Origin of the sequence: Phenylobacterium sp., assembly GCF_036677185.1 — a bacterium.
Lineage (GTDB): Bacteria > Pseudomonadota > Alphaproteobacteria > Caulobacterales > Caulobacteraceae > Phenylobacterium.
Window position 1 is genome coordinate 25,812 of record NZ_JAKFEN010000042.1, and the last position, 20,729, is coordinate 46,540.

At 69.2% G+C, this 20,729-nt stretch carries 20 protein-coding genes and 1 tRNA gene; 10 read left to right on the forward strand and 11 right to left on the reverse strand.

Translation table 11 applies throughout. The features are described from left to right. Nucleotides 1-25: 25 nt before the first annotated feature. From V6M51_RS21910 to V6M51_RS21930, 5 genes are read right to left on the reverse strand one after another with little or no spacing between them, the layout of a single operon-like run. Nucleotides 26-1,204 carry a cyclopropane-fatty-acyl-phospholipid synthase family protein gene (locus V6M51_RS21910; protein ID WP_332770362.1) on the reverse strand — a complete coding sequence of 393 codons (1,179 nt, stop codon included), beginning with the start codon at nt 1,202-1,204 and terminating at the stop codon, nt 26-28. 2 nt (nt 1,205-1,206) lie between these two features. Then, nucleotides 1,207-2,013, reverse strand: a complete 807-nt coding sequence (gene kynA, locus V6M51_RS21915; RefSeq protein WP_332770363.1) for a tryptophan 2,3-dioxygenase — start codon at nt 2,011-2,013, stop codon at nt 1,207-1,209. Then, complete coding sequence (gene kynU, locus V6M51_RS21920) at nt 2,010-3,239, reverse strand: kynureninase (protein ID WP_332770364.1); 1,230 nt, start codon at nt 3,237-3,239, stop codon at nt 2,010-2,012. The genes kynA and kynU overlap by 4 nt, the downstream gene beginning before the upstream one ends. Next, nucleotides 3,236-3,595 (reverse strand): DUF6285 domain-containing protein, encoded by a 360-nt coding sequence (locus V6M51_RS21925; protein WP_332770365.1) that lies wholly within the window; start codon nt 3,593-3,595, stop codon nt 3,236-3,238. Before V6M51_RS21925 ends, kynU begins: the two co-directional genes overlap by 4 nt. Further along, nucleotides 3,592-4,584 carry a phosphotransferase family protein gene (locus tag V6M51_RS21930; RefSeq protein WP_332770366.1) on the reverse strand — a complete coding sequence of 331 codons (993 nt, stop codon included), beginning with the start codon at nt 4,582-4,584 and terminating at the stop codon, nt 3,592-3,594. The genes V6M51_RS21925 and V6M51_RS21930 overlap by 4 nt, the downstream gene beginning before the upstream one ends. 104 nt (nt 4,585-4,688) lie before the next feature. On the opposite strand from V6M51_RS21930, the gene V6M51_RS21935 reads away from it, so the two are divergent. Further along, a complete protein-coding gene (locus V6M51_RS21935; protein WP_332770367.1) occupies nt 4,689-6,026 on the forward strand; it encodes an acyl-CoA dehydrogenase family protein in 1,338 nt (445 codons plus the stop codon). Between the two features lie 98 nt (nt 6,027-6,124). Continuing rightward, nucleotides 6,125-7,033 carry an alpha/beta fold hydrolase gene (locus V6M51_RS21940; protein WP_332770368.1) on the forward strand — a complete coding sequence of 303 codons (909 nt, stop codon included), beginning with the start codon at nt 6,125-6,127 and terminating at the stop codon, nt 7,031-7,033. Here the strand turns inward: V6M51_RS21940 and V6M51_RS21945 are convergent. Further along, nucleotides 7,030-8,439: a Mur ligase family protein gene (locus V6M51_RS21945; protein ID WP_332770369.1), complete on the reverse strand. Its 1,410-nt coding sequence runs from the start codon at nt 8,437-8,439 to the stop codon at nt 7,030-7,032. The genes V6M51_RS21940 and V6M51_RS21945 overlap by 4 nt on opposite strands. Before the next feature lie 294 nt (nt 8,440-8,733). Between V6M51_RS21945 and V6M51_RS21950 the strand changes: the two genes are divergently transcribed. Next, nucleotides 8,734-8,809: transfer RNA gene (locus tag V6M51_RS21950), tRNA-Asn, on the forward strand. A 281-nt stretch (nt 8,810-9,090) separates the two neighbouring features. Here V6M51_RS21950 and V6M51_RS21955 read toward each other — a convergent pair. Together V6M51_RS21955 and V6M51_RS21960 are read right to left on the reverse strand one after the other, a co-directional pair. Next, nucleotides 9,091-10,464 (reverse strand): FAD-containing oxidoreductase, encoded by a 1,374-nt coding sequence (locus tag V6M51_RS21955; RefSeq protein WP_332770370.1) that lies wholly within the window; start codon nt 10,462-10,464, stop codon nt 9,091-9,093. Next, a complete protein-coding gene (locus V6M51_RS21960; protein WP_332770371.1) occupies nt 10,464-10,931 on the reverse strand; it encodes a DUF4126 family protein in 468 nt (155 codons plus the stop codon). Before V6M51_RS21960 ends, V6M51_RS21955 begins: the two co-directional genes overlap by 1 nt. Nucleotides 10,932-11,260: 329 nt before the next feature. Here V6M51_RS21960 and V6M51_RS21965 point away from each other — a divergent pair, with 329 nt between their 5' ends. Continuing rightward, nucleotides 11,261-11,470 carry a cold-shock protein gene (locus tag V6M51_RS21965; RefSeq protein WP_254833600.1) on the forward strand — a complete coding sequence of 70 codons (210 nt, stop codon included), beginning with the start codon at nt 11,261-11,263 and terminating at the stop codon, nt 11,468-11,470. Nucleotides 11,471-11,577: 107 nt separating this feature from the next. Further along, nucleotides 11,578-11,847, forward strand: coding sequence for a translation initiation factor IF-1 (infA, locus tag V6M51_RS21970; protein WP_254833601.1), 270 nt, complete (start codon nt 11,578-11,580; stop codon nt 11,845-11,847). Nucleotides 11,848-12,043: 196 nt separating this feature from the next. On the opposite strand, the gene efp is transcribed toward infA, so the two are convergent. After that, nucleotides 12,044-12,610, reverse strand: coding sequence for an elongation factor P (gene efp, locus V6M51_RS21975; protein WP_254833602.1), 567 nt, complete (start codon nt 12,608-12,610; stop codon nt 12,044-12,046). 134 nt (nt 12,611-12,744) lie between these two features. Between efp and epmA the strand changes: the two genes are divergently transcribed. Continuing rightward, entirely contained in the window at nt 12,745-13,800 is a 1,056-nt protein-coding gene (gene epmA, locus V6M51_RS21980; RefSeq protein ID WP_332770372.1) for an EF-P lysine aminoacylase EpmA, read from the forward strand. A 35-nt stretch (nt 13,801-13,835) separates the two neighbouring features. Continuing rightward, complete coding sequence (locus tag V6M51_RS21985; protein ID WP_332770373.1) at nt 13,836-14,888, forward strand: lysine-2,3-aminomutase-like protein; 1,053 nt, start codon at nt 13,836-13,838, stop codon at nt 14,886-14,888. 151 nt (nt 14,889-15,039) lie between these two features. Here the strand turns inward: V6M51_RS21985 and hutC are convergent, their stop codons facing one another. Further along, nucleotides 15,040-15,747, reverse strand: a complete 708-nt coding sequence (hutC, locus tag V6M51_RS21990; protein WP_332770374.1) for a histidine utilization repressor — start codon at nt 15,745-15,747, stop codon at nt 15,040-15,042. Next, complete coding sequence (locus tag V6M51_RS21995; protein WP_332770375.1) at nt 15,744-17,114, reverse strand: formimidoylglutamate deiminase; 1,371 nt, start codon at nt 17,112-17,114, stop codon at nt 15,744-15,746. Before V6M51_RS21995 ends, hutC begins: the two co-directional genes overlap by 4 nt. Before the next feature lie 65 nt (nt 17,115-17,179). On the opposite strand from V6M51_RS21995, the gene hutI reads away from it, so the two are divergent. The 3 genes from hutI to hutG are packed head-to-tail and all read left to right on the forward strand — an operon-like array spanning nt 17,180 to nt 20,723. Continuing rightward, a complete protein-coding gene (gene hutI, locus V6M51_RS22000) occupies nt 17,180-18,385 on the forward strand; it encodes an imidazolonepropionase (protein WP_332770376.1) in 1,206 nt (401 codons plus the stop codon). Continuing rightward, nucleotides 18,382-19,914, forward strand: coding sequence for a histidine ammonia-lyase (hutH, locus tag V6M51_RS22005; RefSeq protein WP_442957873.1), 1,533 nt, complete (start codon nt 18,382-18,384; stop codon nt 19,912-19,914). Before hutI ends, hutH begins: the two co-directional genes overlap by 4 nt. Continuing rightward, on the forward strand, nt 19,911-20,723 hold the full coding sequence (gene hutG, locus V6M51_RS22010; RefSeq protein WP_332770377.1) for an N-formylglutamate deformylase: 813 nt from the start codon (nt 19,911-19,913) through the stop codon (nt 20,721-20,723). The genes hutH and hutG overlap by 4 nt, the downstream gene beginning before the upstream one ends. The last annotated feature ends 6 nt before the right edge of the window (nt 20,724-20,729 follow it).

Below are 20,729 nucleotides of genomic sequence, written 5' to 3' on the forward strand. Positions count from 1 at the left end.
AAGGCTGGGCGGCGGCGGTCGCCGCTTAGGCGCGCATATAGTCCCGCGTGATCGGCACGGCGTCGACTCGCCTGGCGAGCTGGATCTGGAAGACCATGTGCCCGCCGTAGCGGAAGCCCATCTCCGCCGAGGCCAGGTAGAACTCCCACATGCGGCGGAAGCGCGCGTCATAGAGGGCGGGGATCTCCGGATCGGCCAGGAACCGCAGCCGCCAGTTCTTCAGGGTCTCGGCATAGTGCAGGCGCAGGATCTCGATGTCGGTGATCCACAGGCCCGCATCCTCGACCGCCGAGACGATCTCCGACAGGCCCGGGATATAGCCGCCGGGGAAGATGTACTTGTGGGTGAAGGCGTTGGTCAGGCCAGGGCCACCGGCTCGCCCGATGGCGTGGATCACCGCGCTCCCGTCATCGGCCAGCAGGCGTTTGACGGTCTCGAAATACTCGCGGAAATGCGGCTCGCCCACATGCTCCAGCATGCCCACCGAGACGATGCGGTCGAAGGGCCGGTCTAGGTCGCGATAGTCCTTCAGTTCGAAGACGACCTTCTCGGCGAGGCCGGCCTCCAGGGCGCGAGCCCGCGCCAGCTCAAGCTGCTCGACCGACAGGGTGACGCCGGTCACCTGGGCGCCGTGGTCGCGGGCCAGCGTCATGCCCATGCCGCCCCAGCCAGACCCGATGTCGAGGACGCTCATGCCCGGCGCGATCCGAAGCTTGGCCGCGATATGCGCCTTCTTGGCCGCCTGGGCCTCTTCCAGCGTCATGTCGGGCCGGGCGAAATAGGCGCAGGAATACTGCATGTCGGCGTCGAGGAAGCGCCGGTAGAGGTCGTTGGACAGGTCGTAGTGGTGGGCGACGTTGCGGCGCGCGGCGGTCCGGTCATTGGCCTGCTGGATCTTGCGCTTCACCGCCCGTCGCGTGCGCTTGAGCCACGAGCCGCGGCCCTTGAGTCCCCGGCTGCCGCCCTTGCCGACGAGCTCCAGCAGGTCCCACAGGGTCCCCTGCTCGATGACCAGGTCGCCGTCCATATAGGCCTCGGCCAGGCCCAGGCTGGGATTGGCCACGGTCCGCCGCACGCCCCGGCCGGTGAAGCGGATCGTGACGGGACTCCCCGTCCCGTCGCCGGCTCGCTTGGTCGTCCCGCCGGGCAGACGCACGGTGAGGTCGCCGACCTTGATCATCCGGGCGAGGAGCGCGTCGATCATGCTCAGAGCGCCGTCCGCACCTTGAACAGTTCCGGGAAGAACGATCCCTCCAGGGCCTTGGCCAGGTAGGCCGCGCCGGCGCTGCCGCCGGTGCCCTGCTTGAAGCCGATGATGCGTTCGACGGTCTTCAGATGGGCGAAGCGCCATTGCTGGAAGCGGAATTCCAGGTCGACCAGCTTCTCGGCCAGTTCGTAGAGGTCCCAATAGCGCTCGGGGTCGCGATAGACGGCGATCCAGGCCGCCTCGACAGCCGGATGCTCGGCGTGGGGCTCGCGCAGGTCGCGCTCCAGCAGCTCGGCCGGCAGGTCGAACCCCCGCCGGGCCAGCAGATGGACGCACTCGTCATAGAGGCTGGGGGCGGCGAGCGCCTCGGCCAGCAGGGCGTGGACCTCGGTCCCCTCGTGGACGCGGAGCATGCCGGCGTCCTTGGCCCCCATCAGGAACTCCAGCATCCGGTACTGGAAGGACTGGAAGCCCGAGCTCTGGCCCAGGTGCGGGCGTAGCGCGTGGTAGTCGCTGGGGGTCATGGTGCCCAGCACGTCCCAGGACTGGATGAGCTGGCCCTGGATGCGGCTGACCCGGGAGATCATCTTGAAGGCCGGGCCCAGGTCGTCGTCGCGGATGTGCTGGCGGGCGGCCGAAAGCTCGTGGATCGAGAGCTTCAGCCAGAGCTCCGAGGCCTGGTGGATGATGATGAACAGCAGCTCGTCGTGCTCGGACGAACGTGGGCGCTGGGCCGACAGCAGGGTGTCGAGGCCCAGATAGTCGCCGTAGCTCATCGGCGGCGGGGTATGGAGTTTGTCGCTCATGTCACCGCCGCGATCTCATGGAACCGCGCTTCGCGCCACTGCTCTTTGGCCATGATGTCAGCCAGGACCTCCACCGCGTCCCAGACATCGGCGTAGCCGACATAGAGCGGGGTGAAGCCGAAGCGCAGGACGTCGGGGGCGCGGAAGTCGCCGATCACGCCGCGATGGATCAGGGCCTGCATGATCGGATAGCCTTGGGGATGGGTCAGCGCCACCTGGCTGCCGCGCTGGATCGCGTCGCGGGAACAGCCCACGCCGAACTCCGGACAGCGGGCGAGCGCCAGGTCGAGGAAGAGGTCGCCCAGCGCCATGGACTTGGCGCGGATATCGGCCATGTCGACGCCGTCGAACACCGTCAAGGCCGCCTCCAGGGCGGTCAGGGCGAGGACCGGGGGCGTGCCACAGAGGCCGCGCAGGACGCCCTTGGCCGGGGCGTAGTCGTCGCCGAAGGCGAAGGGCGCCGCGTGGCCCATCCAGCCGGTCAGCGGCGACTGGAAATCGGCCTGCAGGCGCTTGGCGACGAACAGGAAGGCCGGCGCGCCAGGGCCGCCGTTCAGGTACTTGTAGCCGCAGCCCACGGCCAGATCGGCCCCGCACCCGTTCAAGTCGACCGCGAGCGCCCCGGCGGAGTGGCTGAGGTCCCAGAGCGCCAGGGCGCCGGCCGCATGCGCCTTGGTTGTGAGCCCCGCCATGTCGTGGATCCGGCCGGTCTTGTAGTGGACGTGGGTCAGCAGCAGCAGGGCCACGTCGTCGGTGAGCGCGGCCTTGAGGCCGGCCGGCTCGACCACCCGCAGCTCCACGTCGCCCATGAGGTCGCGCAGGCCCTGCAGGATATAGAGGTCGGTGGGGAAGTTGCCGGGCTCGGTGACGATCACCTTGCGGCCCGGCCGCAGCTTCAGCGCCCCCGCGGCCAGCTTGAAGATGTTCACCGAGGTGGAGTCGGCGGCGATCACCTCGTCGGGCGCGGCGCCGATCAGGGGCGCGATCTTCCCTCCAACCCGCGCCGGCAGGTTGATCCAGTCGGCGGTGTTCCAGCTCTTGATCAGGTCCCTGCCCCACTCGGCCTGGACGGCGGCGTCCAGGCGCGGCTTCACGGCGCGCGGCAGGGCGCCCAGGGAATTGCCGTCGAGATAGATCTGGCCCGGGGTCAGGTCGAACAACGCCCGGCGGCCGGCCAGCGGGTCGGCGCGATCCAAGGCCTCGCAGGCGGCGCGATCGGCGATCATCGGGAGGGTTCGGGGGCGTAGTTCGGCTGGTCGATGGCGATCTGCTCGACGATGTTGGCCTTGAGCGCCGCCAGCAGGCCCGGTGTGTCGCGGTCCATGGCGCCCTCGCGCAGCTTCGCGCAGAGCTCGGCGTTGAGTTCGGCCAGGGAACCCTCATGTCCCAGCAAGCCGGCGAGGCGCGCGGTGGCGGCGGCCTCGGCCTGGGGCCCCAGGGTCAGCTCGCGCTTGACCACGCTCAGCACATTGGCCGCCACCCGGGCCAGGAAGGCGTCGCGGGGCGGCAGGTCCGGCCGCACGGAATCGATCCAACGGGCCACCGCCTCCACCAGTTCGTCGGCGCGGGGGTTCTCGATCACAGGCCGTTCTCCATCAGGATGACGAGGTCGATCTCGGTCTCCGAGACCCGGCGCCCGATCATCGGCCGTTCGACCGAGGACTCGGCGCCGTTGGCGTAGCTGGCATACATCATCAGGCACATCACCCCCCATTTGAGGGAGCCCAGGGCCTGCCACTGGAGAACGCGCGAAAGCGGGATCTCGGCCCCGCCGCCGGCCGCGTAGCCGTCCAGCAGGTCGGCGTAGTGGCCGAAGCCGCCCACGGGCAGCTCGGCCTTTCCGAACCGCCAGGAATTGACGCAGATCCAGGACAGGTCCTCGGCGGGGTCGCCGTAGTGGGAGAGCTCCCAGTCCAGCACGGCGGCGACGCCCTTTTCCGGGTCGACGATGAGGTTGCCGTTCCGGAAGTCGCCATGCAGCAGCACCGGTTCGACCGGCGGCGGGGCGTGCTTCTTCAGGTGCTGGAAGGCCAGCTCCAGGATCGGCCGCTCGGCGCCCGACTGACGGTAGACCGCCTCGTAGCGGTCCAGCTCGCCCAGGAAATCGACGGTCTTCAGCGGCAGGTCGGCCTTGGCCGAATGGATCTGCGCCAGGATGCCCCCGCACTGGCGCGCCAGGCTGGGGCGCACGGCCTCGAACTTCGGATCGGTGACGATCTTGCGGCCCAGGGTCTCGCCGGCGATGCGGCGGGTGATGTGGGCCTCGCCCAAGCCATCATCGGGCCCGGCCAGGTGGACCAGCGGGGCCACCGGCGCGCCGGTCCCGTGGGCCGCGACGATCAGGGCCGCCTCGGTGGCCAGCGAGACGGAGCGCGAGGCCTCCTCGTCGATGGGACCGCCCGGCCTGCGGCGCAGGATCATCTCCTCGCGACCCCGCGGTCCAGCCACGGCGAAGGCCCAGGTCTCCATGCTGGCGCCCCCCGAAAGGCGCTGCAGAGCCTCGATCGTCGCACCGCCCTCGGCCAGGCGGGGGGCCAGCCGCGAAAGGCTTGAAAAAATGGTGTCTTCCATGACGCCGGGGAACCTTTGTCGTGATCTAATTCAATGATCTGCAGCGTTCGGCGCCGGCTTGTAAACGGCCAAAAAGACGTCGGCCCGTATCGGAGGAGACACCCGTGGATTTCAGCATCAGCCCGGAACTCGAAGCTTACCTGGGGGAACTGGACGCCTTCATCGAGGCCAAGATCAAGCCGCTGGAGCAGCGGGACGACAACATGAAGTACTTCGACCATCGGCGGGAATACGAACGCACCGACTGGGAGGCCGGCGGCCTGCCGAAGAAGGAATGGGAGGAGCTGCTGGGCCAGGCCCGCAAGCTCGCCGACGAGGCCGGGCACCTGCGCTATGCCTGGCCCGCCGAGATGGGCGGCAAGGGCGGCTCGAACCTCGACATGGCGGTGATCCGCGAGCACCTGGCGGCCAAGGGGCTGGGCCTGCACAACGATCTGCAGAACGAGCACTCCATCGTCGGCAACAACCCCTTCATCCTGATGTTCAAGGAATTCGCCACCAACGCCCAGTACGACCGCGACGGCGCCAAGCTGCTGGCCGGCCAGATGCGCACCGGCTTTGGGCTGACCGAACCCAACCACGGCTCAGACGCCACCTTCATGGAGACCACCGCCGTCCGCCAGGACAAGGACGGCAAGCCCGGCTGGCTGATCCGCGGCGAAAAAATGTGGACCACTGGCATGCACGTGGCGACCCACGTGATGGTCTTCGCCCGCACCAGCGGCAAGGACGGCGACGCCACGGGGATCACCTGCTTCATCGTTCCGGCCGACACGCCCGGCGTGAAGGTCGAGGAGTATCTCTGGACCTTCAACATGCCCACCGACCACCCGCGGGTCAGCTTCACCGACGTCTGGGTCCCCGAGGACAGCTATTGGGGCCAGATCGACCGCGGACTGGGGCTTGGGCAGAGCTTCGTGCACCAGAACCGCATCCGCCAGGCGGCCTCGTCCCTGGGGGCGGCGGTCTACTGCATCGAGGAGAGCGTGAAATACGCCCGGGCCCGCAAACCGTTCGGCAAGCCGCTGTCCGACAACCAGGGCATCCAGTTCCCACTCGTGGAGCTGGCGACCCAGTGCGAGATGCTGCGCCTGCTGATCCGCAAGACCGCCTGGGACATGGACCGGATGGAGCACAAGGAGATCGAGCGGACGATCTCCGACAAGGTCTCCATGTGTAACTACTGGGCCAACCGGCTGGTCTGCGAGGCCGCCGACCGGGCCATGCAGGTGCACGGGGGCATCGGCTATTCGCGCCACAAGCCCTTCGAGCACATCTACCGCCACCACCGCCGCTACCGGATCACCGAGGGCTCGGAGGAGATCCAGATGCGCAAGGTCGCCGCCTTCCTGTTCGGCTATCTCGGGCCCAAGCGGGCGCAGTTCAAAGAGGCGGAGGCCATGGGGGGCGAATATGTGCAACCCATCCCGGCGCGCCACTGACCGGGACGACGCCGTGAATTAGACTATTCTCTCGGCCTGATGTCGGGTCGGGACGTCATCGTTCGTCGTTCCAATGTAACCGGACCGGAGGACTCCCGATGACGAAACCGACTGCGCCAGGTCCCAGCCGGCGGCTGATGCTGGCCGCGGGCGCGTCGTTGGCCTCCGGCCTTGGCATGAGCGACAAGGGACTTGCCATGGAAACCAAGACGAGAACCGGCGGCCACGCCGAGGTCGACGGCCTGAGCGTCTATTACGAGCTGCACGGCGGGTCGCCGACCGGCGGCAAGACGCCGATGGTGCTGCTGCCCGGCGGGGTAATGGCCATCGACACCGCCTTCACCGCCGACATCATCCCGCGGTTCTCCAAGACCTGGCCGATCATCGCCATCGAACCGCAGGGCCACGGACACACCGGCGACCGCGAGGGGCCGTTCAAGCTCGAGCGGATGAGCGACGACGTGGCCGGCGTGCTCAACCATCTGGGGGTCAAGCAGGCCCATCTGTTCGGCCACAGCCTGGGCGGGATGATCGCGACCGGCGTGGCGATCCGCCATCCGGCCCTGGCGGCCAGCCTCACCGCGGTGGGCACGACCTACAATCTCGACGGCATGCTGCCCGAACTGGCCAAGCTGCAGCGCGGCGAGATCAAGGAACCTTCGGCCGAGCTCATCCCACTGCTGCCGACGGAGGCGGATTTCGCGTCCTGGCAGGCCAACTACAACAGGCACAATCCCAAGCCTGAGACCTTCTTCCCGGTGCTGGAAAAGCTGAACGCCATGCTGGGCTCCTGGGAGGGCTGGACCCCGGCGCAGCTCGGCGCGATCCGCGCCAAGACGTTGCTGGTCATCGGCGACAACGACTTCACCCGCATCGAGCACGCCGCGGAGATGAAGCGGCTGATCCCCAGCGCCCAGCTCGCGGTCCTGCCGGGCACGACCCACATGAGCGTCATCGAGCGCGGCGCCTGGCTGGAGCCGCTGATCGCCGCGCGGATCGCGGCCTAGGCGGCGACGGCTTCGCCGTACAGCCTGTCGAACACCGGCGGCAGGCTGTCGGGCAGGCCCAGCAAAGGGCCAGACGAGAGCAGCAGGACAGCCTCGTCGCCGCGCAGGTCCGACAGCGCGGCGATGACGTCGTCGGCGAGGGTCACGGCCTGCACCGCCACGCCGGCGGCGGCGGTCCGCGCGACGATCTCGTCATGGGTGGACTGATGATGGCTGGCCGCCCCATGGGTGGGCGGCGGGATCATCAGAACCCGGGCCGCGCCCTCGAACACCGTGTCATACCAGCTGAGCGCGTCGCGGGAGCGCCAGGAGAAGGTGTGGGGCTCGAAGACCACGATCAGCGGCCGGTCTGGATAGTGCAGCTGCATGGCCTCGATGGCCGAGCGAGCCTTCTCGTAGGAGGAGCCGAAGCCCTCGATCAGCGGGACCTTGGAGGCGCCGGTCAGGCGGTCCAGCCGGCGGCGGATGCCGCCGAAGCTCTCCAGGGCGCGGGCGAGCTGGTCGGGGCTGACCAGGTCGCGCTCCAGCAGATAGGCCGCGACGCCGACGATGTTCTCCACATTGTGAGCGCCGAGCAGCTGGGTGCGCAGGTCGATCTCGCGGCCGTCGGGGGCCACCAGCACGAAGCTGGTGGTCTCGCCGAACGTGACGTCGCGGCTGAACCAGCCGTCACAGGGGGCCGTGTCGTACCAGACCACCCGGGCCTTGGTGTGATGGGCCACGGCGCGGATCGCCGGATGGTCCTGCAGCATGGCCAGGCCGCTCATGGGCAGACCCCGCAGCAGCTCGAGGAAGGGCGCCTCGTAGTCGGCGAAGGTCGGGAAGACGTTGACGTGGTCGTGGATCAGCGACGTCAGTAGCAGGTGGTCGGGGTGGTAGAGGGCGAACTTGGACCGGCGGTCGGCGCCGGAGACGATGTACTCGTCGCCCTCCAGCACCACCTGGCCCCTCCCCCAATGACCGGTCTCCGGCAGAGAGGGCGAGATGGCCCCGACCATCCAGCCCGGATCGTTCCCGGCCTGGCGCAGGATGTGGGCCATCAGCGCCGTGCAGCTCGATTTGCCGAAGGAGCCGGCCACCACCGTGACCTCGCGGCCAAGCGTCGTCTCCCCCAGCATCTCGGCGAAGGTGGTGACCCGCACGCCGCGGGCGCGGGCGGCGATCACCTCGGGATTGGTCTCGGCGCCCAGCTTGGCGCTGGTCCCCAGCACCAGGACGTCCAGCTCGGCCGGGAGATTCGCCGCATCGAATCGCCGATGAAAGGGGAAGCCCAGGCTTTCCACATAGGTCGACATGGGCGGGAAGACGTCCTCGTCTGAACCCGAAACCTCGTGGCCCGCGTCGCGCATCAGCAGCGCAACGGCGCTCATCCCCGCCCCGGCCATGCCCGTGAAATGGATACGCATTTCCGTCTGCTCCCGGACCGCTCGTCGCGTGGGTCCTGACTAGCGGAGATCGGCCCGTCGCCTCAAGGTCCGCCCGCTCCGACGCGGCGTTTTGGAGCAGGCCCCGGCAGGTCTTAATCCTCGCTTAACCATGTTGGTCGAACCTCGCACTGTCTTCTCCGGAAGGCACCCCACCATCACCGACTTCGTAAAGCCCGGCCTCGGCCGGGCTCTTTTTTTGAGGCTGGCCCGCGACAAGATATCCATGGCTTGCGCGCCCGCCCGACGCGACGTATATCGCCGCCTCCAAGGTGATCCCCGATAGCTCAGCTGGTAGAGCAGTCGGCTGTTAACCGACTTGTCGCAGGTTCGAGTCCTGCTCGGGGAGCCATTGGACCTTTCGGGCGCGCAGAGCCGCCTGCTTCTTTCCAAAATCGCGGTAAGCGCCCTGGTCCATGGAACCAGGCCGGCGTGTGTCCTTCTCCCCTTGCGGGAGAAGGTGTCGGGCGAGGAGCCCGACGGATGAGGGGTCTCTCAGAATTCTCCGGTGAGCTCTCGGCCTAGCGTCAACTCAGGTCTCAGACGGATAGGACTATCGACCCCTCATCCGACCCCGCTCTCGCGGGGCCACCTTCTCCCGCAAGGGGAGAAGGACGACGACCTCGCGACGTCCTACAGCGGCTTGAGCTCGCCCAGCATTGTCGGGATCAGTTCGGCGACGGTCGGGTGGATATGCACGGCGCGCTGCAGCACTGAATAGGGCGCCTTGGCGTACATCAGGTCGAGGACGGCGTGGATCGCCTCGTCGCCGGAGGTCCCCAGGATCGAGGCGCCCAGGATCTCGCGGCTGTCGGCGTCGACCAGGATGCGCATGAAGCCCTGGGTCTCACCCTTTTCCACCGCCCGACCGACCCGGCTCATGGGCCGGGTTCCGGCCAGGACCTTGCGGCCCGACGCCCTGGCCTCGGTCTCCGACATGCCCACCCGGCCCAGCGGCGGGTCGGTATAGAGGGCGTAGGCGGAGATACGGTCGCTGACCCGGCGCGGGTCGTCGTCCAGCAGGTTGGCGGCGACGATCTCGAAGTCGTTATATGCGGTGTGGGTGAAGGCGCCCTTGCCGTTGCAGTCGCCCATGGCCCAGATCCCCTCCACATTGGTGCGGAGCTGGTCGTCGACCACGATATAGCCGCGCGGGTCGAGCGTGACGCCGGCCTTGTCCAGGCCGAGGTCGTCGGTATTGGGTTTGCGGCCGACGGCCAGCAGGGCGTGGGAGCCCAGCACCTCCGGTTCGCCGTTCTCGCAGTCGACGCCCACGGCGATGTCGGGCCCGTGCTGACGGAAGCTGATGCACTCGGCCTTGAGGCGGAAGGCGATCCCCTCGCCTTCCAGGATCTCGCGGATGGCGTCGGAGACGTCGGCGTCCTCGCGGCCGATCAGGCGGGGTCCCTTCTCGACCACCGTGACCTGGGCGCCGAAGCGGCGGTACATCTGGGCGAACTCCAGCCCGATATAGCTGCCGCCGACGATCACCAGATGGCGCGGCAGGACATCGAGCGCCAGCATCGAGGTGTTGGTGAGGTAGTCGACCTCGTTCACCCCGGGCATGTCGGGGACCAGGGCGCGGCCGCCGACATTGATGAAGATGCGCGGGGCGGTCAGGACGTCGTCGCCGACCCGCAGCTCGGTGGGCGACTCGAATCGAGCGTGGCCCTGGAAGACCGTGACGCCCTTGGCGCCCCTCAGCCAGGTCTCGAGATTTCCCCGGGCGTCGGTGACCACCTTGTCCTGGCGGGCCTTCACCCGGGCCATGTCGACACCGACCTCGCCCTGGAGGACGACGCCATAGTCGGCCGCGCGGCGGGCCAGGTGGGCGGCATAGGCGCTGGCCACCAGGGTCTTGGTCGGCATGCAGCCGGTGTTGACGCAGGTGCCGCCGAACAGCTTGCGCTCGACGAGCGCGACGCTCATCCCCGCGCCGGCCAGCCGCACGGCGAGGAATGGACCAGCCTGGCCCGCCCCGACGACGATGGCGTCGAAGGCCGGCATCAGGCGAGCGAGGTCACGATCAGGTAGGCGCCGCCGACCGCGACGGCGTCTTCCAGCAGGGCGATGGGGAAATCCCGGCCACCGATAGCCTTGACCAACCGAGAACGGGCCTCGTAGCCACCCAGGGTCCCGATCACCGCCCCGACGACGCCGGCGATCAGGCCGCCGACAAGCTGACCCTGGCTGGCGCCGATAGCCGCGCCGCAGAGGCCGCCCATGAGGACCCGGGCGCCGAACTGGACCGGGACCTTGCGGCTGGGGGTCTTGGGCAGCTGGTCGCTGATCAGCTCGACCACGGCCAGGGCGGTGAAAATCCAGGGCGTGTACTTGAAGCCCAGGAAGGCCAAGGGCGTGCCGTCGAGCGACAGCCAGCCCAGGGCCGCGGCCCAGCTCACCGCGGCGGGCGCGGTCATGGCGCGCAGGCCGGCGATCACGCCGATCAACAGGGCGAACACATAGAGGCTCATGGCGCGATCTCCGCTGGGATGGCGCAGCTTCTCACCGGACGGTCTCGCGGCATAGGCGCCATCGCCCGGTGTGGTCGAGACACCCCTGCAACCCTGGCGGCGCCCCGCTTCCGCCAGATAACGGCGGCTTGATCGCGGCGTTCGCCGAAAGGAATTGCTTTTTTTCCCAGTAGATGGTCTACGACCGTATCGAATATCGTTTTGGTTCGGCCGCTATCCCAGTTCGAGTTTACTCGAACATCCGGACCTGCCCTCGACCCCATCCGAAATTTTGATCCCTCGGCCGCTCTTGGCGCGAGGTAATATTAAGACCCGGAAGGGGACTTCTCATGGCTACCGGTATTGTTAAGTGGTTCAACGGAACCAAGGGCTTCGGCTTCATCCAACCCGATGACGGCGGCGCCGACGTTTTCGTGCACATCTCGGCCGTTGAGCGCGCCGGCATGGGCACCCTGAACGAAGGCCAACGCGTCGCCTTCGAACTGGAGCGCGATCAGCGCAGCGGCAAGATGTCGGCTGGTCAGCTGCAATCCGCCTAAGGCCTTTGCGGGCGTAAGCCCGCCACTGCCAGACGGGCCGGCTCACGCCGGCCCGTTTTCATTTTTTCACGACCTCGCCGGACGTCCCGGCGGAGAGGAGGCCTCGTATGGCCAAGGAAGAGCTGATCGAGTTCGACGGCCTGATCGTAGAACTGCTGCCTGAGGGCCGGTTCCGCGTGAAGCTCGACAACGACCACGAGATTCTCGCCTACACGGCGGGCAAGATGAAGAAGAACCGCATCCGTTCGCTGGTCGGCGACCGCGTCATCGTCGAGATGACCCCCTACGACCTGACCCGCGGCCGCATCACCTACCGCCACAAGACCGACGGCCCCCGGGTCGGCGGCGGCGCGCGCCCGACGTTCCGCAAGCGCTAGGCACTCACGTCCCTTCTCCCCTTGCGGGAGAAGGTGGCCGTTTGGAGAACGGTCGGATGAGGGGTCTCTCAGATCTCTCCGACCAGCGTTCGGTCCAGCCGTAACTCAGACATCAGACCGATAGGGCTATCGACCCCTCATCCGACCCCGCTCTCGCGGGGCCACCTTCTCCCGCAAGGGGAGAAGGGATTCGTCCTCAGTCCTTGGCGCGCTCGAGGTAGCTGTTGTCCTCGGTGAGGATCACCACACGGGTGCCCACGGCGATATAGGGCGGCACGGTGGTCTTCACCCCGTTCGAGAGAATCGCCGGCTTGTAGGACGACGAGGCGGTCTGGCCCTTCACCGACGGTTCGGTCTCGACGATCTCCAGGGTCACCGTGCGCGGCAGGGTCAACGAGATCGGCACGTCATTGTGGGTGGCCACCTGGATGGTCATGCCCTCCTGCAGGAACGGCGCGGCGTCGCCCACCACCTCGGCCGAGGCGGTGACCTGGTCGTAGTTCTCCGGGTTCATGAAGTGGAAGCCGTCGCCGTCCTGGTACAGGAAGGTGTGGTCGCGCTCGTCCACGAAGGCCTTCTCGACCTGTTCGGTGGTGCGGTAGCGTTCGGACACCTTCACCCCGTCGGAGATGCGCCGCATGTTGAGTTGGGTCACCGGCGTGCCCTTGCCGGGATGGATGTTCTCGGCGTTGAGGACCACATAGAGCTTGCCGTCCATGTCGACGACGGAGCCTTTACGCAGGGAGCTGGCGATTACCTTCAAGTCGGTCTTCCTCAAGTTCGCGGCGGATTCGACCGCCGCGTCGATGATGCTTTGCCCGCCCCTATAGCGAACCTTGCCAGGATCGCCATAGCTCTCCCGCTTCGCGCGCGGCCTGCGACACCGTAAACAGCCTCATGCCGACCGCCCTGCCCTCGCCCTGGTGGCGTCCTGACAGCCACCGCGACCGCCGCCCGTTCCTGACCGCGCGCAACGCCATCAAGCGCGAGCTGCGCGCCTGGTTCGAGGCCGACGGCTTCACCGAGGTGGAGGCCGCGGCCCTGCAGGTCTCGCCCGGAAACGAGGCTCACCTGCACGCCTTCGCCACCGAGGCGATCACCACCGACGGCCGGCGCTCGACGCTCTATCTGCACACCTCGCCGGAATTCGCGGCCAAGAAGCTGCTGGCGGCCGGCGAGACCAAGATCTTCGACTTCGCCCGGGTGTGGCGCAATCGCGAGCGCGGGCCGCTGCACCATCCGGAATTCACCCTGCTGGAATGGTACCGGGCGGGCGAGACCTATGAGGCCCTGATGGCCGACAGCGCCGCCCTGCTGGCGCTGGCCGCCGAGACGGCGGGGACCAAGGCCCTGACCTGGCGCGGCCAGACCGCCGATCCCTTCGCCGAGCCGGAGCGCGTGACCCTGGCGGAGGCCTTTGAACGGTTCGTCGGGATCGATCTACTGGCCAGTGTCGGGGCGGACGGCGCGACGGACCGCGATAGCTTGGCGCGGGCGGCCGCGGCGGTCGGAATTCGGGTGGCCGCCGACGACACCTGGACCGACGTGTTCAGCCGGGTGCTGGTGGAGAAGATCGAGCCGAACCTGGGCATGGGCCGGGCGACCATCCTCTGCGAGTATCCGGTCTGCGAGGCCGCCCTGGCGCGGCCCAAGCCGGGCGATCCGCGGGTGGCCGAGCGCTTCGAGCTCTATGCTTGCGGGGTGGAGCTGGCCAACGCCTTCGGGGAACTCACCGATCCCGCCGAGCAGCGGCGCAGGTTCCAGGTCGAAATGGACGAGAAGGCCCGCGTCTATGGCGAGCGCTATCCCATCGACGAGGACTTCCTGGCCGCGCTCGAGCACATGCCGCAAGCCTGCGGAATCGCGCTCGGCTTCGACCGGCTGGTCATGCTGGCGACCGGGGCCAGCCGGATCGAACAGGTGCTGTGGACCCCGGTGGCCGCGACCGACTGATTGCCGGGCGCGGCCCCGTGGGCCATATGCGGCCCATGACCTATCAGACCACTCTGCGCAGTGCGGCGGCGCTCGCCGAGGCCAAGCTGATTTCGCCGGGCCAGCTTCCCGACCTGGAGCGCGTGGCCGCCCAGTACGCGGTCGCCATCACGCCCGCCATGGCCGAACTGGTGGAGACCGCCGACGATCCCATCGCCCGCCAGTTCCTGCCCGATATCCATGAGTTGGACGTTCATCCCGACGAGCGCGCCGATCCCATCGGCGACGCGGTGCGCAGCCCGGTGGCGGGGATCGTCCACCGCTATCCCGACCGGGTGCTGCTCAAGGTCACCCACACCTGCGCGGTCTATTGCCGGTTCTGCTTCCGCCGCGAGATGGTCGGGCCGCAGGGGCTGGGCGCGCTCACGCCCGCCGAGCTGGACGCGGCCCTCGCCTATATCGCCGCGCGGCCGGAGATCTGGGAGGTCATCGTCACCGGCGGCGATCCGCTGGTGCTGTCGGCCCGGCGCCTTCGGGAGCTGATGGCGCGGCTGGACGCCATCGATCATGTCAAGGTCGTCCGCTTCCACACCCGCGTGCCGGTGGTCGATCCGGGCGCGGTCACCGATGAGCTGGTCGCGGCCCTGAAGCGGCCCGACAAGGCGGTCTATGTGGCGATCCACGCCAACCATCCGCGCGAGCTGACGCCGGCGGCGCGGGCGGCCTGCGCCCGGTTCGTTGAGGCGGGCATTCCCCTGGTCAGCCAGAGCGTGCTGCTGCGCGGGGTCAATGACGATCCCGCGACCCTGGGCGCCCTGATGCGCGCCTTCGTCGAGACCCGGATCAAGCCCTATTACCTGCACCAGGGCGACCTCGCGCCCGGCACCGGCCACCTGCGGACCACGATCGCGCAGGGCCAGACGCTGATGCGGGCCCTGCGGGGCGACTATTCCGGCCTCTGCCAGCCGACCTATGTGCTGGACATCCCCGGCGGGCACGGCAAGGCGCCGGTGGGGCCAAGCTATCTGAGCGCCGACGGCGGGACGGTGGAAGACCCAAGCGGGGCGTCACACGTCTACCCGCCCCGCTCCGCTGCGACTAACCCCTGAGTGTCATCCCGGAAAGCGCGAAGCGCTTATCCGGGACCCATACGCACCGGGCTCCACGAGGGAGGCGAGGCCGCGCCACGGCTTGGGCCATCCGGTGTTCATGGGTCCCGGTCTTGTTTCGCAAACCGGGATGACAGTTGGGTTTGCGCGCCTACCCGCCCCGCGACGACCCGAACCTCGCCACGAGGTCATAGGCCTCGCCCGGGAAGAGCTGGCGGACCTGGGTGACGTGGGTGGGGCCGCGCCAGGTGCGGCGGTCGACCGCCAGGCAGGCCGCGCCACGCGGGATCTCCAGCAATTTCGCCGTGGCGGCGTCGGCGCCGACCGCGCTGATCCGATGCTCGGCCTCAGTCCAGGGGACGTGCTCCAGCAGCCAGGCGCCGGGCGGCTCCCCGGAGAAATCGATCCCAGCGGCTTCCGGCGCGACGGCCAAGCTGATCAGGCGGGCCTCGACGGCCAGGGGCCGGCCCGCGGCCAGGTGCAGGCCGCGCAGGTCCAGCAGGGCTCCGCCGCCCGCCAGCTCGATCTCGGCCGGACCCTTGGCCGCACGGCGGCGGCTGGAGATCAGCCGGAAGGCGTAGGTCTGGCCGCGACGGGTGACTTCCGAGCGCAGGTCGGGGATGTCCAACACCGCCGAATGGACCTTGGGCCGGGCCACGAAGGAGCCGGCCCGGCGGCGGCGCTCGATCAGCCCGGCCTCGGCCAACGCCGTCATCGCCTTGTTCACGGTCATGCGCGAGCAGCCGTGGGCGGCCATCAACTCGTGTTCGTAGGGAATGCGATGGCCCGGCGGCCAGGCTCCGGAGAGAATCTGGTCCTCGATCTGGCCGCGGATGCGCTGATGCAGCGGCGCGCTCATGCCAGCACGCGGGCCAGGGCCCTGCGGTAGCGGTCGGCGACGGCGTCGCGGGCGTGGTGGCGACCTCCGCCGACCAACTTGACGCCCGCGCGCCAGACCCCGTCGACCACGCCCTGGCGTCCAGCGAACACCCAGCTGTCGATCAGGGCGTCGCCGCGCCGGGCGGCCAGGGCCGGATGGCCGGCGTCGAGGGTGACGATGTCGGCGAGCTCGCCCACCGCCAGCCGCGGAGCCCCGACCCCGAGCGCCTGGGCGCCGCCCGCCAGGGCCGCGCGATAGAGGCCCGCCCCGGTGGAATCGCCCGGCTCGGCGGCCATGACATTGCGATTCCGGCGCGCCAGGCGCTGGCCGTATTCGAGGGTGCGCAGCTCCTCGGCGACGTCGATCAGGACGTTGGAATCCGAGCCGATCCCGAACCGGCCGCCCTGCTGGCGGAACTCCGGCGCCAGGAACAGGCCGTCCCCGAGATTGGCCTCGGTGATGGGGCAGAGCCCCACAACCGCTCCGGCGCGGGCCATGTCGGCGATCTCCTCCAGGGTGACATGGGTGGCGTGGACCAGGCACCAGCGCGGATCGACCGGGGCATTGGCCAGCAACCATTCGACCGGGCGCTGGCCGGACCAGGCCAGGCAGTCCTGGACCTCCTGGGTCTGCTCGGCCACGTGGATGTGGACCGGGCCCTTGCCCGCCAGGCCCACGAGGGCGCTCAGCTCGCCAGGAGTCACAGCCCGCAGGCTGTGCGGCGCCAGGCCGACCACCGCGCCGGTGAGGTCCGCCACCGCCTTGCGGCTGGCCTCGAGCAGGCGCGCGAAGCCGTCGATATCGTGGACGAAGCGGGCCTGGCCTGGAGTCGGGTCCGCGCCGCCGAAGCCGGAATGGGCATAGAAGACCGGCAGAAGCGTCAGCCCGATGCCGCTTTCGCCGGCCGCCGCCGCGATCCGGGCGGCCATCTCGGCGGGATCGGCGAAGGGCGAACCGTCGCGGTCGTGGTGCAGGTAGTGGAACTCCCCCACCCGGGTGAATCCGGCCTCCAGCATCTCGACATAGGCCTGGGCGGCGATGGCCTCGACCTCTTCGGGACCCAGGCGTTCCAGGAAGCGGTACATGACCTCGCGCCAGGTCCAGAAGCTATCGCCGGCCGGACCGCGCACCTCCGCCAGGCCCGCCATGCCGCGCTGGAAGGCGTGGCTGTGCAGGTTGGGCAGGCCCGGGACCGCAGGGCCGTTAGCCGACTCATGGACCTCGCGCGGGACGCCGTCCTGGACGCGGACGATCCGGCCGCCCTGTAGTGTCAGGCGGACATTGTCAGCCCATCCCGTTTCCAGCAGGGCGCTTTCGAACCACAGGGTCGTCGTCGGATCGGTCACTGGACAAGCCTCCCGTCTCGGACATATGTCTATACATATTCGACGACCGAGGGAAGGAGGCGGCCATGCGCTGCGATAGGGTCTGGGCCCGCGCCCGCCTCGCCACGCTCGCCTCCGGGCGGCCGGGGCTGGGCGAGGTGGACGACGGGTGCGTCGCCGCCCGCGACGGCCGGATCGTCTATGCCGGGCCCGCCTCCGAGGCGCCGGCCTTCGTGACCGACGAAACCATCGACTGTAGGGGCCGCTGGATCACGCCGGGGCTGATCGACCCTCACACCCACCTGGTGTTCGGCGGCGACCGCGCCCACGAGTTCGAACTACGGCTGGCCGGCGCCTCCTACGAGGAGATAGCCCGGGCCGGCGGCGGCATCGTCTCGACCATGGCCGCCACGCGGACGGCCAGCGAGGCGGAGTTGGTCGCCAGCGCCCTGCCCCGCCTGGACGCCCTGATCGCCGAGGGGGCGACCACCGTCGAGGTGAAGTCCGGTTACGGGCTTTCGCTGGAGCACGAGCTGAAATCGCTGCGTGCCGCCCGCGCCCTGGAGCAGCGCCGCCCCGTGACCATCAAGACCACCTTCCTGGGCGCCCACGCCCTACCGCCGGAGTTCGCGGGCGATCCGGAGGGCTATATCGACCTGGTCTGCCGCGAAATGATCCCGGCGGTGGCAGCCGAGGGCCTGGCCGACGCGGTGGACGCCTTCTGCGAGGGGATCGGCTTCACCCCGGACCAGACGCGGCGGGTGTTCGAGGCGGCCAGGGCGCACGGTCTGCGCGTCAAGCTGCACGCCGAGCAGCTCTCCAACCTCAAAGGCGCGGCTCTGGCCGCCGAGTTCGGAGCGCTGTCGGCCGACCACCTGGAGCACCTGGACGCGGCCGGGATCGCGGCCATGGCCCGGGCGGGCGTGGTCGCCACCCTGCTGCCCGGCGCCTACTACTTCGTGCGCGAAACCGTGCCGCCGCCGATCGAGGCCCTGCGCGCCGCCGGCGTGCCCATCGCCTTGGCCACCGACTGCAATCCCGGCACCTCGCCGCTCACCTCCTTGCTGCTCACCATGAACATGGGCGCGACCCTGTTCCGGCTGACGGTCGAGGAGTGCCTGGCAGGCGTCACGCGGGAGGCCGCCCGCGCCCTGGGAATGCTGGCCGAAACCGGGACCCTTGAGGCCGGCAAGCGCTGCGACCTCGCCGTTTGGGACATCGAGCGCCCGGCCGAACTTGTCTATCGCATGGGGTTCAACCCGCTCCATGCCCGCGTCTGGAGTGGACTATGAACGACGTCGTCTTGCGGCCCGGTGAGGCGAGCCTCGCCGACTGGGCGGCGATCTATCGGGGCGCCGGCGCGAGGCTCGACCCGGCTTGCGCCCCGCTGATCGCCGAGAGCGCCGCGGCCGTGGAGCGGATCCTGGCCAAGGGCGAGCCGGTCTACGGGATCAACACCGGCTTCGGGAAGCTGGCCAGCGTCCGCATCGCCGCGGCCGACCTGGAGACCCTGCAGCGGAACATCGTACTCTCACACGCCGCGGGCGTGGGCGAGGCCTCTCCCGTTCCAGTGATCCGGCTGATGCTGGCGCTCAAGCTAGCGAGCCTGGCCCAGGGCGCCTCGGGGGTGAGGCCAGCCACGGTCGCCCTGCTGGAGGCCATGCTGACCAAGGGCCTGACACCGGTCATTCCGGGCCAGGGGTCGGTGGGCGCCTCGGGAGACCTCGCCCCGCTGGCCCATATGGCGGCGACCATGATCGGGGTGGGCGAGATCTTCGTCGGTGAAGCGCGGATGCCGGCCGCCCAGGCCCTGGCGAAGGCCGGGCTCTCGCCGCTGACGCTCGGGCCCAAGGAGGGCCTGGCCCTACTGAACGGCACCCAGTTCTCCACCGCCAACGCCTTGGCCGCCCTGTTCGGGGCTGAGCGGCTGTTCCAGACCGCCCTGGTGACCGGAGCCCTGTCGACCGAGGCCGCCAAGGGGTCGGACACCCCCTTCGATCCCCGCATCCACGCCCTGCGCCGCCATGCCGGCCAGATCGAGACCGCCGACGCCCTCCGCGCCCTGATGGCCGGCTCGGCGATCCGCGCCTCCCACCTGCAGGGCGATGAGCGGGTGCAGGACCCCTATTGCCTGCGCTGCCAGCCGCAGGTGATGGGCGCGGCCCTCGACGTCCTGCGCCAGGCCGCGACCACCCTCGCCACCGAGGCCAATGGCGTCACCGACAATCCGCTCATCTTCCCGGAGAGCGACGAGGCCCTGTCCGGCGGCAATTTCCACGCCGAGCCGGTGGCCTTCGCCGCCGACATGATCGCCCTGGCCGTCTGCGAGATCGGCTCCCTGGCCGAGCGGCGGATCGCCATGCTGGTGGACCCGGCGCTCTCGGGCCTGCCGGCGTTCCTGACGCCCAAGCCGGGCTTGAATTCCGGCTTCATGATCCCGCAGGTGACCGCCGCGGCCCTGGTCAGCGAGAACAAGCAGAAGGCCTATCCGGCCAGCGTCGACTCCATCCCCACCTCCGCCAACCAGGAAGACCACGTCTCCATGGCCGCCCACGGCGCGCGGCGACTGCTGGGCATGGTCGACAATGCGACCGCTGTCATCGGCATCGAATTGCTGGCCGCCGCCCAGGGCTGCGACTTCCACGCGCCCCTGACCTCGAGCTCCGTCCTGGAGGCGGCCCGCGCCGCCCTCCGCGCCCAGGTCCCGCACCTGGCCGATGACCGCCATTTCCACCCGGACATGGAGGCCGCCATCGCGCTGGTGCGTTCGGGCGCGGTGATCGAGGCCGCCAAGGCCGTCAGCCTGCCGGGCGTGTCGTGATGGAGTGGCTGGAGGTCCATCGTGGCGCCGGTCCCCTGGTGGTCAGCTTCCCGCACACCGGGACCCTGATCCCGCTGGAGATCGAGAAGCGCCTGGCCTCGCCCTGGCTGGCGCGGAAGGACGCCGACTGGTGGATCGACCGGCTGTACGGCTTCGCCCGCGACCTCGGGGCGACAACCGTGCGCACGGCCATCAGCCGCACGGTGATCGACGTGAACCGCGATCCGTCGGGCGCCTCGCTCTATCCGGGCCAGGCGACCACCGAGCTCTGCCCGACCACCACCTTCGACGGCGAACCGCTCTATGCCGATGGCAACCCGGACGCCGCCGAGATCGCGCGGCGACGGGAGACCTATTTCGCGCCCTATCACGAGGCCCTGCAAGCCGAGCTGACCCGACTGCGCGGCGTCCACGACAAGGTGGTGCTCTACGAGGCCCATTCGATCCGCTCGGTCATTCCGCGCCTGTTCGAAGGTGAGCTGCCGAACTTTAGCCTAGGCACCAATTCGGGCGAGAGCTGCAGTCCGCTCCTGACCGCCGCCGTCGAGGCGGCCTGCGACGCCAGCGGCTATTCCCGCGTCACCAACGGCCGCTTCAAGGGCGGCTGGACCACCCGGCGTTACGGCCAGCCGGGAGACGGCGTTCACGCCGTCCAGATGGAGCTCGCCTGCCGCGGCTACATGGACGATCCGGCCGAGCCGCCGACCCCGGCCACCTGGCCCGCCCCCTATTCCGACATCCAGGCCGCCCCGATGCGCGCGGCTCTCACCGAAGTCCTGAAGGCGTGCGTCGCCTTCGCCAAAGCTTGAGTTCTC

Excerpts from the sequence above, each read along its gene's own strand:
- V6M51_RS21910 (WP_332770362.1), bottom strand. The coding sequence starts at position 1,204 with ATGATCGACGCGCTCCTCGCCCGGATGATCAAGGTCGGCGACCTCACC.
- kynA (WP_332770363.1), bottom strand. The coding sequence starts at position 2,013 with ATGAGCGACAAACTCCATACCCCGCCGCCGATGAGCTACGGCGACTAT.
- kynU (WP_332770364.1), bottom strand. The coding sequence starts at position 3,239 with ATGATCGCCGATCGCGCCGCCTGCGAGGCCTTGGATCGCGCCGACCCG.
- V6M51_RS21930 (WP_332770366.1), bottom strand. The coding sequence starts at position 4,584 with ATGGAAGACACCATTTTTTCAAGCCTTTCGCGGCTGGCCCCCCGCCTG.
- V6M51_RS21940 (WP_332770368.1), top strand. The coding sequence starts at position 6,125 with ATGACGAAACCGACTGCGCCAGGTCCCAGCCGGCGGCTGATGCTGGCC.
- V6M51_RS21945 (WP_332770369.1), bottom strand. The coding sequence starts at position 8,439 with ATGCGTATCCATTTCACGGGCATGGCCGGGGCGGGGATGAGCGCCGTT.
- V6M51_RS21955 (WP_332770370.1), bottom strand. The coding sequence starts at position 10,464 with ATGCCGGCCTTCGACGCCATCGTCGTCGGGGCGGGCCAGGCTGGTCCA.
- V6M51_RS21960 (WP_332770371.1), bottom strand. The coding sequence starts at position 10,931 with ATGAGCCTCTATGTGTTCGCCCTGTTGATCGGCGTGATCGCCGGCCTG.
- V6M51_RS21965 (WP_254833600.1), top strand. The coding sequence starts at position 11,261 with ATGGCTACCGGTATTGTTAAGTGGTTCAACGGAACCAAGGGCTTCGGC.
- infA (WP_254833601.1), top strand. The coding sequence starts at position 11,578 with ATGGCCAAGGAAGAGCTGATCGAGTTCGACGGCCTGATCGTAGAACTG.
- epmA (WP_332770372.1), top strand. The coding sequence starts at position 12,745 with ATGCCGACCGCCCTGCCCTCGCCCTGGTGGCGTCCTGACAGCCACCGC.
- V6M51_RS21985 (WP_332770373.1), top strand. The coding sequence starts at position 13,836 with ATGACCTATCAGACCACTCTGCGCAGTGCGGCGGCGCTCGCCGAGGCC.
- hutC (WP_332770374.1), bottom strand. The coding sequence starts at position 15,747 with ATGAGCGCGCCGCTGCATCAGCGCATCCGCGGCCAGATCGAGGACCAG.
- hutI (WP_332770376.1), top strand. The coding sequence starts at position 17,180 with ATGCGCTGCGATAGGGTCTGGGCCCGCGCCCGCCTCGCCACGCTCGCC.
- hutH (WP_442957873.1), top strand. The coding sequence starts at position 18,382 with ATGAACGACGTCGTCTTGCGGCCCGGTGAGGCGAGCCTCGCCGACTGG.